The 13,806-nt window shown below is 66.8% G+C and carries 7 protein-coding genes; 4 read left to right on the top strand and 3 right to left on the bottom strand.

Annotation, left to right across the window (positions count from 1 at the left end):
* Window positions 1-116: 116 nt before the first annotated feature.
* Window positions 117-356, bottom strand: coding sequence for a hypothetical protein (locus tag HMPREF9710_RS27920; protein WP_229409791.1), 240 nt, complete (start codon window positions 354-356; stop codon window positions 117-119).
* A gap of 228 nt (window positions 357-584) precedes the next feature.
* Here HMPREF9710_RS27920 and HMPREF9710_RS13250 point away from each other — a divergent pair, with 228 nt between their 5' ends.
* Together HMPREF9710_RS13250 and HMPREF9710_RS13245 are read left to right on the top strand one after the other, a co-directional pair.
* Window positions 585-2,072 carry an ATPase domain-containing protein gene (locus tag HMPREF9710_RS13250; RefSeq protein ID WP_051205081.1) on the top strand — a complete coding sequence of 496 codons (1,488 nt, stop codon included), beginning with the start codon at window positions 585-587 and terminating at the stop codon, window positions 2,070-2,072.
* Between the two features lie 16 nt (window positions 2,073-2,088).
* On the top strand, window positions 2,089-3,756 hold the full coding sequence (locus HMPREF9710_RS13245) for a response regulator (RefSeq protein ID WP_051205080.1): 1,668 nt from the start codon (window positions 2,089-2,091) through the stop codon (window positions 3,754-3,756).
* Between the two features lie 13 nt (window positions 3,757-3,769).
* Here the strand turns inward: HMPREF9710_RS13245 and HMPREF9710_RS13240 are convergent, their stop codons facing one another.
* Both HMPREF9710_RS13240 and HMPREF9710_RS13235 read right to left on the bottom strand, forming a co-directional pair.
* Entirely contained in the window at window positions 3,770-5,962 is a 2,193-nt protein-coding gene (locus tag HMPREF9710_RS13240; protein ID WP_005667090.1) for a TonB-dependent receptor, read from the bottom strand.
* Between the two features lie 114 nt (window positions 5,963-6,076).
* On the bottom strand, window positions 6,077-7,381 hold the full coding sequence (locus tag HMPREF9710_RS13235; RefSeq protein ID WP_005667089.1) for a hypothetical protein: 1,305 nt from the start codon (window positions 7,379-7,381) through the stop codon (window positions 6,077-6,079).
* Window positions 7,382-8,055: 674 nt separating this feature from the next.
* Here HMPREF9710_RS13235 and HMPREF9710_RS13230 point away from each other — a divergent pair.
* Together HMPREF9710_RS13230 and HMPREF9710_RS13225 are read left to right on the top strand one after the other, a co-directional pair.
* Window positions 8,056-10,533: a sensor domain-containing protein gene (locus HMPREF9710_RS13230; RefSeq protein ID WP_005667088.1), complete on the top strand. Its 2,478-nt coding sequence runs from the start codon at window positions 8,056-8,058 to the stop codon at window positions 10,531-10,533.
* A gap of 371 nt (window positions 10,534-10,904) precedes the next feature.
* On the top strand, window positions 10,905-13,751 hold the full coding sequence (locus HMPREF9710_RS13225; RefSeq protein WP_005667087.1) for a TonB-dependent receptor: 2,847 nt from the start codon (window positions 10,905-10,907) through the stop codon (window positions 13,749-13,751).
* Window positions 13,752-13,806 lie beyond the last annotated feature (55 nt).

Raw genomic sequence — 13,806 nt, 5'->3', positions numbered from 1 at the left:
TTGAGCAACAATTGAGCAGCAATTAAGCAGCAACTGAGCAGCAATTGAGCGGCGATTGAGCGCCAAGCGCGCAGCATAGCAGACCTGGCAATCCAGCCGGACGCCGGCCGAGAGCCTCAGAAGAACGGCCAGGCGAGACGCCCCTTGAGGTGCAGGGCGATGCGCAGCGCCGGGTAGCCGAGCGCGACACCGAAAGCCAGCAGGCAGCAAGGCTGGCCCATGAAGGCCAGCCAGAACCCGGCGACCATGCTGGCCGCCACCAGCACCATCAGCCACAGCTCGATGCTGAGCAGGAATCCGGACGCCGCGCGCCACACTTGCCGCAGTTCGGCCGCGACTTCCCTGACGGATTTCATGTCATGCACCATGGCAGTGTCACCTCCTCGATGGACCGGCGCGCGGCGTGCTGGCCGCTGCTCCATGGTATTCCCGCCACCAATCAGAGATATTGCATCAAGCCAATAAATGCCCGAGAGTTCCAATCTCGCGCCGCGGCCTGGTCAAGATTGTTATCATATTTTCATCATAATTCAGGCCCCACACGCGACGTGGCAGGCCTCCTTCGAGCCATACACGACACCGATATGACCCATTGTCCGCAACGCATTGTTACTGGAATCCCGGAACTCGATGCAGTGCTGCACGGCGGCCTGCTGCGCAACCGCATCCACCTGATCGAAGGCCGGCCGGGCACCGGCAAGACCACGCTCGGCCTGCGCTACCTGATCGAGGGCGTGGCCAGCGACGACGCCGGCCTGTATCTGAGCCTGTCCGAGGCGGAGGACGAACTGCGCGCCACCGCGGCCAACCACGGCTGGAACCTGGACGGGGTCGAGATCGTCGACATGATCCCGCTGCCGCCGCAGCCGGCGCCGCAGAGCATCCTGCTGCCGACCGACAGCGAGCTGGTCGAGCTGGTCAACCGTATCGCCGACCGCGTCGAGCAAACCCGTCCCGCGCGCGTGGTGATCGATTCGATGGTCGAGATCCGGCTGCTGGCGCGCGACAGCGCCCACTACCGGCGCCAGATCATCGCCCTGCGCGAGCGCCTCAGCCGCATCGGTGCGACTGTGCTGCTGCTCGACGACATCACTTCGGATGGCCGCGAGTACGAGCTGCAAAGCGCCGTGCATGGCGTGATTTCGCTGGAATACGTCGAACGCAGCTTCGGCGCCGCCCGCCGTCGCCTGCACGTCGTCAAGATGCGCGGCGGCAGTTTCCAGAGCGGCTGGCACGACTACAAGATCCTTCCCGGCGAGATCCTGGTCTTTCCGAGCCTGATCGCGCAGGAACATCACCGGCCGCCGCAGCGCAACGACATCGTGAGCGGCATCGCGACCCTCGACGAACTGGCCGGCGGCCCGCTGGTCGCCGGCAGCTCGACGATGGTGCTGGGGCCGTCCGGCGTGGGCAAGACCACGCTGGCGCTGCAGTATGCGCGGTCGGCGGTCAGGTCGGGCCTGCGGGTCGCCTACTTCAATTTCGACGAATCCGAATCGACGCTGCGTTCGCGCCTGGTCGCGGACATGGGCGAAGGGCCGGTGCGCGACCTCGACACCGGCGACGCCGGCGCCGGCGATGCCGCGGATCCGGACGACAACCGCCGCTTCTTCCTGCGCCGCGTCAATCCATCGCGCATCTCGCCCGGTGAATTCATCTGGAACGTGCGGCGCCTGGTCGAAGACCACGACGTCAAGCTGGTGATCATCGACAGCATCAACTCTTACCTGGACGTGATCCGGCAAGAGAAGTCGCTGCTGCCGCAGATGAACGAGCTGTTCTCTTACCTGAGCAATATGAGCGTGTCGTCGATCGTCGTCGGCGCCCATTCGCAGCGGCTGGACACCTCGAAGGAGCCGGACGCTGTCAGCATCATCACCGACAACATCATCTCGCTGCGCTACTACGAGCGCGACCACGTGGTGTGCAAGGCGCTGTGCGTGCTCAAGAAGCGCCAGGGACCGCACGTGCACGAGATCCGCGAGCTCGAGCTGACCGACGACGGCATCCGCATCGGTGATCGGGTGCAGAGCAAGGACGACGACATCGGGGTGGCGGCCCTTGGCGCCTGAGGCGACACAAGCGGTCGTGGTGTTCGCCCCGCTGGCGGGCGACGCCGCCGCCCTGCGCGCGATCGTCGAGCACGAGGGCGTGGCGGCCAGGACCTGCGCCGACGCTCTTGAATTCTACGCCGCGCTGGGCGACGGCGCGCTCGCCGTCGTCATCACCGAAGAAGGCCTGGCGCGCTGCGCGCTGCAGGACCTCGCGGACCGGCTGCGCCGCCAGCCGGCGTGGTCCGACCTGCCGATCCTGGTGCTGGCCGACGCCGACAGCCGCGAGGTCGACGACGGCCGCTTCCGGCGCCTCGGCGAACTCGGCAACGTGACCTTGCTCATCCGTCCTACCGCGCGCCTGGCGCTGGCGATGGCGCTGCGTTCGGCGCTGCGCACGCGGCGCCTGCAGTTCGCCGTGCGCGACCAGCTGGCGCAGCTGGCCGGCCATGCCGGCGAACTCGAGGCGACGGTGGCGCGGCGCACCGCTTCGCTAGAGCGCGAGGTGCTCGAGCGGCGCCGGGTCGAACAGGCGCTGGCCGAGGCGCGCCGGCTGGAATCGCTCGGCAAGCTCACGGGCGGCATCGCCCATGACTTCAACAACATCCTGCAGGTGGTGGCCGGCAGTGAGACCCTGCTGCGCATGCTGCTGGCGAACAGCCTTGACGCGCGCGTGACGCGCGCGCTGGACGGCATCCGGCGCGCCGCCGGCCACGGCTCGTCGCTGACCCAGCAGCTGCTGGCCTATGCCCGCCGCCAGCCGCTGGCCAGCGTCGCGGTCGACCTGCGCGCGCAGCTGCGCGCGACCTCGGACATGATCCTGCGCACGCTGGGCCCTGGCATCGAGCTGCGCAGCGACGTCGCGCCCGGCCTGTGGCGCGTGGTGGTCGATCCGGCCCAACTCGACGCGGCGGTGCTGAACGTCGCCGGCAATGCGCGCGACGCCATGCCGGACGGCGGCGTGCTGACGCTGGCGGCGCGCAACTGGACCCTGCCCGACCCCGCGCTGCCGGAAGGCGGCCACCTGGCCGGCGACTTCGTCGGCCTGCTCGTCAGCGACGACGGCCACGGCATGAGCGAGGAGACGGCGCGCCAGGCCTTCGAGCCCTTCTTCACCACCAAGCCGATGGGCAAGGGCACCGGGCTCGGACTGTCGCAGGTCTACGGCTTCGCCATCCAGAGCCAGGGCCTGGCCTTCATCCGGCGCGATCCGGTCGGCACCACGATCGGCATCCTGCTGCCGCGCAGCGAGGAGCAGGCCGCGCCCCCCGGCATCGATCCATCCGCCCTGCGCGCCGACGGCCTGAGCGGCCTGCGCGTGCTGTACGTCGAGGATGACCCCGACGTGGCCGACGCGACCGGCGCGCTGCTGCAGTCGCTGGGCGTCGAAGTGCGCCTGGTCACGGGCGCCGCTGCCGCGATCGCTTGCGACCTGGCGGAGGTCGACCTGGTGTTCTCGGACGTGATGATGCCGGGAGAGATGGACGGCATCGAGCTGGCGCGCTGGCTGGCCGAGCGCCATCCGGCGCTGCCGGTGGTGCTCACCAGCGGCTACATGCTGTCGCCCGAACGGCTGCAGGACCTGAAGGTGCAGTTCGTGCGCAAGCCTTCTTCGCTCGGCGCCATCAACGACGCCTTCGTCACCGCGCTGCGCAAGCGCAATTTCAGCGACGACGGCCGCCGCGGGGAGCGCCAGCGGCGCTGACCCGCTGACGCGCCTAGAAATCGAACTGCGCCGACACCAGCGCCGTGCGCGCCGCGGCCGCAGTGGCGAAGGTGCCGTTGGCCAGCCAATACGCCTTGTCGGCGACGTTCTCGACGCTGGCGCGCAGGATGACCGGCCGGCCCATCACGCTGGTGCGGTAGCGGGCGCCGATATCGAGCCGGGTCCACGACGGCAGGTGCAGCGTGTTGGCGGCATTGAACGGGATGTCCGAGGTATGGATGGCGCGCGCGTTGAAGCTCAGGCCTGGCACCGCGTCCAGATCCCAGTCGAGGCCGGCACTCAGGGCGCGCTTCGGCACGCCGTTGGCGTCGTTGCCCTCGTTCACGCCGCCCGCGGTTTTCTGCAGTTCGGCGTCATAGAAGGTCGCGCTGGCCATCAGGCGCAGGTTGCGCACGACCTCGCCCATGACCGACAGTTCCAGGCCGCGGTTACGCTGGTTGCCGTCCATGCTGTAGATCGTGGTGACCGGATCGGTGACGGCGTTCGGACGATCGATCTGGAACACGGAGATGCCGCTCAGGAGCTTGCCCTGCTCGAGCTTCACGCCGGCCTCGTACTGCTTCGATTTATACGGAGCGAACACCTCGCCCACGTTCGCCGTGCCGAGCGGCGCCGTGCTGCCGCGGGTCAGCCCCGAGGTGAAGTTGCCGTACACCGACACGTTGGCCATGGGCTTGACGACGATGCCGACCAGCGGCGAGGTCGCGCTCTCGTCGTACGAGGTGGTGCCGACGCCGGCCGGCGTGAAGTTCCTGGCGACCACCTTCTGCTTGCGCACGCCGCCGGTCACGAGCAGGCGGTCGTCGAGGAAGGACAAGGTATCGGTGAGCGCGACGCTGGACAGCTCGGTGCCCGAGGTCTTGGTGGGCGACTGGCGTTCGCCGCTCATGACCGGCAGCGCAACCGGATGATAGATGTTCGAATTCACCGCCGTGGCGGCCGGCGCCGACAAGTAGAAGCTGCCGGTTTCCTGCTCCAGGCGCGAGGCCGAGACGGTGAACAGGTGCTTCACGCCCAGCCCTTCGACGGTGGCGCGGGCGCCCACCTCGGCGGTCTTGTTGCGGGTGGCGGCATCGTACCAGGCGTTGCTGATGCGCAGATTGCCCGCCATGTCGATCGCATCCTGGCCGCGCGCGGATGGAAAGTCCTGCTCGCTGGCGCCGTAGTGGTAGCCGGCGGCGGCGTACAGCATCAGGTTCGGGGCGAGGTCGTATTCGATCCGCGACGAGACGGTCGAATCGCGCATCGTGAGTTCGACGCCCGGATACATCGCGCGCCGGCCCGACGGCGCGGCCGGAATGCGCGTCACGTTGGGCCGGAAGCTGGACTGGCCGCGAAAGCCGTCGGTGTCCTCGCGCTGGGCATAGGCGTCGACCACCCAGCGCAGCGTCGAGGAACGGTAGTCGAGCGCCAGCGCGGCCAGGCCGAATTCGGTCTGGCTGGCGTCGAGCGTGTTGTCGCCCTTGCGGTAGACGCCATTGAAGCGCACGCCCCATTCGCCGGCGTCGCCGAAGCGGCGGCCGACGTCCACGTGGGCGCCGAAGATCGACTTGCTCTCGAAAGTGCCGGTGACGCGGGTCAGCGGCTCGTCGCCCGCGCGCTTGGTGACGATATTGATGTTGCCGCCGATGCTGCCGCCAGGGCTGATGCCATACATGAGCGTGCCCGGGCCTTTCAGCACTTCGACGCGTTCCATCATCGCGGCCGGCATGCGGTTGCCGGAACTGAGCCCGTACAGGCCGTTCACGCCGACGTCGCCGCTGCCCACATTGAAACCGCGGATCTGGAAGTCATCGCTGAAACCCGAGGTCGAGGTCTGCACGCGCACCGAGGCTTCGTTGACGACCGCGTCGGCCAGCGTGCGCGCCTGCTGGTCTTCCAGCAGCTGCGAGGTGTAGTTGGTGGTGCTGAACGGCGAGTCCATGATGTCGCCCGCGCCCAGCACGCCGAGGCCGCCGCGACGCGCCACCCCGCCGTTCATGTAGGGCGCCTCGTCGAGCGTGCGGGCGCCGGTCACCAGCACCTGCTCGATCTGCGGCGCCCCGCTTTCCTGGGCGTGCGCGGCGCCGGCCAGCAGGGCGACGGGCGCGGCGACGAACACGGTGCTCCATGCGCGGCCGACCAGCAGCGACAGGGGTGATTGGCGGGTGGTACGGATGGAGGGCGAGCGGCGAAGCTTGGTCATGAGCGGGTCCAGTCAGTGATGTCAATGCAAATGAGAATTATACTCATTTGCATTAATGGTTACAACGACTGGATGCACCGCGGGTTGCGGCGAGGACGACCCCGACCGACAGCGTCAGAAGTAATAGCCGGCCTGAAGATTGATCCGGCGCGTGAACCCCTGATGTTCGGACGAGGTCGCGGCGAGGCCGCCGAGATCGGGCGAGATATAGGGGTGGTGCTTGCCGATCATCAGGTCGGCATAGAACGACCACTTCCCGGCCGCGAAGCTCATCCCGGTCACGTTCTGCACCGAGTCGCGGTAGGCGCCGCTGCGCTTTTTCAGCACGCTGTAGTCGTTGTAAACCTTGAACTGGCTGAACGGGCCGATCCTGCCGGGGATGTCGTAGCTGACGTTGGCGATATGGATGTCGCCCGCGGAGGCGACGGGGAATGGATAACCGAAGCCGCCGACCAGGACGAAGCTGTTCGGGTCCAGTCCGCCATAGGTCTGTTCGGGGCCGTGCGCGGTGCGGTAGCGGTAGCGCATCGATTGCAGCATCACGTTGACGCGACCATAGTTGCCGCGATAGTGGACCGCCCCGGCGTACCGGTGGGTGTCGGTTCCGCGGCCATTGTCGATCTCGCCGGTCAGGCCGGAAAAGCCGAACTCGTGGCGGCGCTCCGTCCCCAGGTTCCATACCACGCGTCCGACCAGGGTGTTGCGCTCGCTGTCGGTCTGGCCGGTGCCGTAGCCCTGCTCGTCGTCATCCTTGACGATATTGTAGGAATACCGGTTCGAGGCGCCGGCCGTATTGCTGCCGCCGCCGTAGGATCCGCCATCGCGCGGGAAGAAGGCCAGCTGCCATTCGACCGGACCGGGACGGCTGATGTACTTCACGCCGAGGTCGTACTTGTCTTCGAAACCGGCGTAGAAGGCGATCGACTCGTAGAAGTTGTTCGAGGCGAACGGCAGGAGGCCGAAGGGATTGCTGTCCAGGCCGACGTGCAGTTCGCTCTTGTCGTCGAAGCGCACGCCGCCCCAGGCATGGCGCAGGAAATGCTGCCAGTAGTCGCCCTGCCCCTTGGGGTAGCGGTTGTAGCGGTACTGGGCCGAGCCGATCATCCGGCCGTCATCGTAGTTGACGTCCAGGCGCGCCGTGTCGAGGCCGACAAAACCGCTGCGGCGCTCGTCGTCCCAGCTCTTGTGGCCGTAATTGAAGCGGATCGCGCCGCCGATCGTCAGCGGCGACTTCGCCGTTTCCTGTGCGCTCGCGATTTCCGCGTCGCCCTCCTGGGCATGCGCATGGCCGGACGCGAGCACCGCGATGCCGGCCAGGGCGGCGCACAGGCCGGTCGCCGTCGTCGTTTTCATGCGCGCGGCCAATGCCGCCATTGGCGAATCGAGGTCTTGCGGGGTAATGGTGTAGTACTTGTTCACGTAGATTTCCTGAGTGATGATCGGCGCCCAACGGCCGGCGTCGGGCCGGCGGTGGCGCAATGGACGAGGAATCCCGGGCCTACGGCCTATTGACGGCGCAGCAGAGCTTGATATCGGCGACATGTGACGCGCGACGTAAGTTCCCGAGGTCGAAGCGGCCTGCGATTACCCCCGATGCGTGACACGGCCAGGCCGATGACGTCATCGTTCAGAGAATACAGGACCAGGGTCGCCTTTCACGGCGACGACGCCGCACAGGGCGCCCTGCCTGGCGCATGGGGTCGATCCGGACAAGACAGCGATCTCGAACGCTGCTCAACGCGCCCCATGCCTGCACGCGCGCCCGGCGCCGCATCGATTGGGGGGAAACATTGATGAATGCCTGGCCATGACTGGCGGCAGAAAAGCGTATTGTAACCCAGCAATGAAGATTCGTACAAATGTACATGCAAATCTTACAACACGCGGCACTGGCGACCGTGCGCGCGGGGCCTCGCCGTTCCGGCGCCCGGGAATCGGAGCGTCGCTTGCACGGCATGGCCGGGGATGATACAAGGAGGTGTCTTTTCGACTGCCGCACGCGCACGCGCCGCCTTCGACGCCGCGCCCGATCTTGCCCTCGATATCGCCAGGCTTTCCGCAGTCGCGTTCGCAACGCCCCGGACTGCTGCGCCATGCCTCCTCCGACAACCAGACCCGCCCTGGCACCACGTTCGACGCTGGGAGACCGGTTCGACTTTCTCCAGCGCGTGGCCCAGGTCGGCCTGTGGGAGATGCGCGTGCGGGACCGGCGCCTGTATGTCTCGGATGAAATGCGCACCCTGTTCGGCATCTGCGCCGACGCGCCCGATCCCGACTTCGCGACACTGTTCACGCGCGTGCATCCCGACGACCAGCACAGCGTCGAGGCCCAGATCGCGCACGCCCTGCAGTACGGCACGCCGCTCGACATGGAACACCGCGTGGTATGGCCGGACGGCGCGGTGCGCCATGTGCATGCGCGCGGCGACCTGATGCACGGAAGAGACGGCGAACCGGCCTACTACGGCTCGGTGCAGGACGTGACCGAACGGCACACGGCCGAGCAGGCCAACGTGCGCCTGGCGCGGCGCCTGTGCGCCACGCTCGAGAGCATCACCGATGTCTTCTACACGGTCGACCGCGAATGGCGCTTCACCTACCTCAACAGCGAAGCCGAGCAGCTGTTCGGGCGGCCGCGCGCCGGGTTGCTGGGCAAGGTATTGTGGGATGAGTTTCCCGAACTGGGCGCGCCGCCGGCGCGGGAAGAACTGCGGCGCGCCATGCGCGAGCGCTGCACGGTCGCCTTCGACGACTTCCACGCCGCGCTCCAGCTGTATTGCGAAGTGCGCGCCTATCCGTCCGAGACCGGGCTGGCAGTCTATATGCGCGACATCACGCTGCAGAAGCTGACCGAGGATGCGCTGCGCCAGAGCGAGGAACGGCTGCGCATCGTCGCCCGCGTCACCAGCGACGCGATCTGGGATCTCGACGTGCGCACCGACACCCTGTGGTTCGGCGCCAGCCTGCATGAGCTGTTCGGCTACGCGCCGGATGAATTCCAGGCTTCGCTCTCCCTGTGGATGGACCGCATCCATCCTGACGACCGCCAGCGCGTGATCGCGCGCTTCGACCATGCGCTCCATGGCGGCAGCGACGTCCACTGGAGCGACGATTACCGCTTCATCCGCAAGGACGGCAGCGTGGCCCACGTGCACGACCGGGCGCAGATCCTGCGCGACGGCGACGGCACGGCCTTGCGCGTGGTGGGCGCCGTGATCGACGTATCCGAACGGCATGCGGCCGACCTCCACATCCGCTACCTTGCCTTCCACGATACGCTCACTCGACTGCCCAACCGCGCGTTCCTGACCGAGCGCCTGGAGGCTGCCTTGGCCGCCGCGCGCAGCGACACAGGGGGCGATGCGCGGCGCAAGGCGCTGCTGTTGATCGACCTCGACAATTTCAAGACGCTCAACGAGACGCTCGGCCACGCCGTCGGCGACCGCTTGCTGCAGCAGATGGCGATACGGCTGGTCGCCGGCCTTCCCAGCGACGTCGTCGCCGCCCGCTTCGGCGGCGACGAGTTCGGCGTGCTGCTGGAAAATCTGCCCGCCGACAAGGAGCAGGCGTGCGCCCAGGCGAAGCATGAAGGCGAACGCATCAACTACCTGCTGAACCAGCCAGTCCAGCTGGACGGCTATTGGCTGCAGCTCGGCGCCAGCATCGGCATCACCGTTTTTTCTGACGACGCCGTCGATGCCGGCGACCTGCTCAGGCGCGCCGACCTGGCGATGTACCGTGCCAAGGCGGCCGGACGCGGCACCGTCCGCTTCTTCGATCCTTCCCTGCAAGCCGCCGCCGCGGCGCGCCTGACGCTCGAAAACGACCTGCGCGCGGGATTGCGCGACCATGCGTTCTTCCTGCACTACCAGCCGCAGGTCGAGCGCGACGGCCGCATCGTTGGCGTCGAAGCCCTGGTGCGCTGGCGTCACCCCAAGCGGGGCACGGTCTCGCCGGTGGAATTCATCCCGCTCGCCGAAGAGACCGGGCTGGCCCTTCCACTCGGCCATTGGGTGCTCGAACGCGCCTGCCGCCAATTGTCCGACTGGGCCGGGCAGGCGGAAACGGCGCACCTGGAAATCTCCGTCAACGTCAGCGCGCGCCAGCTGCACCATCCGGCCTTCGTGGCCCAGGTGCTCGGCTGCCTCGGCCCGAGCGGCGCCGATCCGCGCAAGCTCAAGCTCGAGATCACCGAAGGCTCGCTGCTGGACGACATCGAAGACGCGATCGGCAAGATCAATGCCCTCAAGGCCCACGGCCTGACCTTTGCGATCGACGATTTCGGCACCGGCTATTCGTCGCTGGCCTACCTCAAGCGGCTGCCGCTCGACATGCTCAAGATCGACCGTTCCTTCGTGCTCGACCTGACCACGAATCCGAACGACGCGGTGATCGCGCGCACCATCATCGCCCTGGGGGCCAGCCTTGGCCTGAAGGTGCTGGCCGAAGGCGTGGAAACCGAGGACCAGCGCGACTTCCTGTTCGCGAACGGCTGCCAGGCCTACCAGGGCTACCTGTGCGCGCGACCGCTGGAAGCACAGGCGCTGGCGGGAATGCTGCGCAAGCGCTGACCCGCGCACCATCGCGCACCGGCGACCGCCCCGGACCACCCGCTTTCGAATCGAAAGCCAAATACCGATTTAACACCGATACAACAAGCAATTCGAAAAAGATCGAAAGATACTTTGTCATGCCCGGAATTTCGCTATAGACTAAATAACGTCATACGGATTGCGCACCGTGGCGCGCTTTCGATGTGTCCAGAAGCGAAACCCGTATCGCAAAGCGAAAACCATACGAAACCAAACGAAAGAACGAATCAACCCACGATAACTCGTCCGCACGCCGGCCGAGACAGGTAGTGACCGCAACCGGACAGCCTTCCCGTGTGCCCGGCATCGCCCGTGCTGCTCCAACAAACCTATAAAAAAGGAAGCGTTTAATGAGTTCTCATCTGCAATTCCGTTCTCACGCCGCCAGCCATGCCCGCTTTGCGCTGAATCCGCTCACTTCTGCCTGCCTGCTCGCCCTGGCCACCCTCGCGGCGCCCGCCCGCGCCCAGTCGGATGCCGCCCCGCTCGAATCCGACAAGGTCGAGCAGGTCGTCGTGACCGGCACCCGCGCCAGCCTGCAACAGTCGCTGGCGCTCAAGCGCAACTCGGCTGTCGTGCAGGACAGCATCAGCGCGACCGAGCTCGGACGCTTCCCCGACAACAACGTGGCCGACTCGCTCAGCCACATCACCGGCGTGTCGATCTCGCGCACGGCCGGCGGCGAAGGCCAGAAGGTCAGCATCCGCGGCCTCGGCCCCGACTACACGATCACCACCTTCAACGGCCGCCTGCTGGGCACCGACAGCGCGGGCCGCTACTTCGCCTACGACGTGCTGCCGGCCGACGTCATCAGCGGCGCCGACGTCGTCAAGTCGACCCAGGCGCAGCTGATCGAAGGCGCCATCGGCGGCCTCGTCAACCTGCGCTCGGCCAGCCCGTTCGACCAGAAAGGCCAGCGCGGCCTGCTGCGCCTGGAGGGCGACCACAACGATATGAGCAGCCTGAACGGCAAGAAGCTGTCGGGCACCTACAGCAACACCTTCGACAACAAGGTCGGCGTGCTGCTCGGCCTCGTGTATGCCAAACGCGACGTGCGCACCGACACGGCCGGCAACGATGGCGGCTGGACGCGCAACGCCATCCCGAGCGACCCGAGCCAGTTCTGGGAGGGAGGCAACGCCTGGGGCGGCGCCATCGACCCCAACGGCAACGGCATGCTCGACCCCGACGAGGAAGGCCTGGTCGGGCCGGGCCAGTTCCGCTTCGGTTCCATCATGGAGAAGAAAGAACGCCTGGCGCTGTCGGGCAAGGTGGAGTGGCGGCCCACCAATGACGTGAAAGTCATCTTCGACGGCTTCAAGACCCGGCTCGACTCGCCGCAGGTCGGCTACCAGCTGTCGTACTATCCGCTCTACGCGCCGGGCCGCTGGTCCGACATGAAGGTCTCCAACGGCGTGGTGACCGACCTGACCCTGGACAGCACCGACCCCGAGCTGCGCCTCAACCCGGAGGTCCTGAACAAGACCGAGTACCGGGTGGTGGACACCGCGATGGTCGGCACCAGGGCGGAATGGAAGGTGTCGCCGACCTTGAAGGTGGCCGGCGACGTCTACCTGTCGACGTCGAAGCGCGACTCCGGCGGCAACGACAGCTATGTCGTGCTGCGCATGAACCAGCCCAACGCCACGCGCATCCGGCTCACCGGCGCCGCCGTGCCCGACGTGACGACCACCCTGGCCGATGGCCGCGACCTGCAGACCGGCCTGGCCCAGGGCCTGTTCAGCGCCAGCGATTTCAACACCCACTTCTACAGCCGCACGGGCGACAACATCGACGACCGCATCGGCGGCGCGACGCTGGACGCCGACTGGAAGGTGGACCGTTTTAACATCGACAACCTGAAGTTCGGCCTGAGCCAGACCAACCGCAAGAAGTCGCGCGACATGATCAACAACGCCTTCAATGCGGGCCAGGATCACTACTCCGGCGAGAACGCGGTCAACGTGGGGTCCCTCGGCGGCAACGTCATCAACCAGACCTTGAGCCCTGGCGGCTTCCTGTCTGGCGTGAGCGGCAACTTCCCGCGCAGCTTCCTCGGTTTCGACGTCAACAGCTATGCGCAGGCGCTGGCCGGCCTCGACGGCCAGCCGCGTCCGGGCGGCGGCGTCTACAGCTCGACCCTGTCGGCGCCCGCCTTCAACCCGCTGGAAAGCTACCGCGTGGAAGAAAAGACCTCGACCGCCTTCGTGCAGGCGGACATGTCCGGCGAACGCTGGTTCGCGGACGTCGGCGTGCGCCTCGTGCGCACCAGGACCGGCGCCCAGGCCTGGGACGCGAAGATCAACGACATCATCCAGAACGGCGCGTTCAACTTCACCGCCGTCTACGCCGATCCGTCGGTCGTGCGCCAGGACGCCAGCTATACCTTCGCCCTGCCGTCGGGTAACTTCACCTATTCGCTCACCGACAATCTGCAGCTGCGCCTCGGCGCCGCCAAGACGATGGCGCGTCCTTCGGTCGACAAGCTGGCGCCGTCCAGCACCACCGCCAGCATCTCCTGGGGCGACTTCACGCAGATCTACGGCGGCAATGCCGACCTGAAGCCGTACACCGCGCGCCAAGCCGACGTGTCGCTGGAATGGTATTACGCCAGGAGCTCCGCGCTGACCTTCGCCGTCTACCAGAAGAACATCAAGAACCAGATCACCAACCTCTGGCTGACGGGCCAGGACATCGGCGCGCCCGGCGGGCGCCTGTTCAACGTGCAGCGCCCCATCAACGGTGACAGCGCCAAGGCGCGCGGCATGGAGATCGGCCTGCAGCACCTGTTCGACAACGGCTTCGGCGTGCGTGCGCAATACACGCGCAACCTGTCGAAGAGCTGGGTAGGCGGCGTCGAACGCCCGCTCGAGGGCATCGCACCGGCGACCGCCTCGTTCGGCATCCTGTACGAGCGCGGCCCATGGAGCATGAGCACCACGGCCGACTACACCGATTCCTTCGTCACCGCCACCAATGTGATCGGCTCCGGCTTCAACGAGATGGCCAACTCGATGACGTGGGTGACCGCCCAGATCGCCTACGAGGTGAACAAGTCGCTACGCATCAGCATCGAAGGCAACAACCTCACCGATGCGGAGCAGGCGCCCAAGCTGACCAACGGCATCGTCAGCCTGCCAAACGGCTATTACCGCTACGGTCGCTCCATCACCCTGGGCGCGAGCCTGAAATTCTGATGCGGCACGGGGCAGGATGTGCCCTGCCCCGCCTTCGACACGAGCAGGAGATGTG

The organism is Massilia timonae CCUG 45783, from assembly GCF_000315425.1.
GTDB lineage: Bacteria > Pseudomonadota > Gammaproteobacteria > Burkholderiales > Burkholderiaceae_D > Telluria > Telluria timonae.
This window is presented reverse-complemented; position numbering and strand designations above follow the sequence as displayed.

What these genes read in the sequence shown, in the direction of transcription:
- HMPREF9710_RS13240 (WP_005667090.1), bottom strand. Translation starts at nt 5,962, where the DNA reads ATGACCAAGCTTCGCCGCTCGCCCTCCATCCGTACCACCCGCCAATCA.
- HMPREF9710_RS13250 (WP_051205081.1), top strand. Translation starts at nt 585, where the DNA reads ATGACCCATTGTCCGCAACGCATTGTTACTGGAATCCCGGAACTCGAT.
- HMPREF9710_RS27920 (WP_229409791.1), bottom strand. Translation starts at nt 356, where the DNA reads ATGAAATCCGTCAGGGAAGTCGCGGCCGAACTGCGGCAAGTGTGGCGC.
- HMPREF9710_RS13225 (WP_005667087.1), top strand. Translation starts at nt 10,905, where the DNA reads ATGAGTTCTCATCTGCAATTCCGTTCTCACGCCGCCAGCCATGCCCGC.
- HMPREF9710_RS13230 (WP_005667088.1), top strand. Translation starts at nt 8,056, where the DNA reads ATGCCTCCTCCGACAACCAGACCCGCCCTGGCACCACGTTCGACGCTG.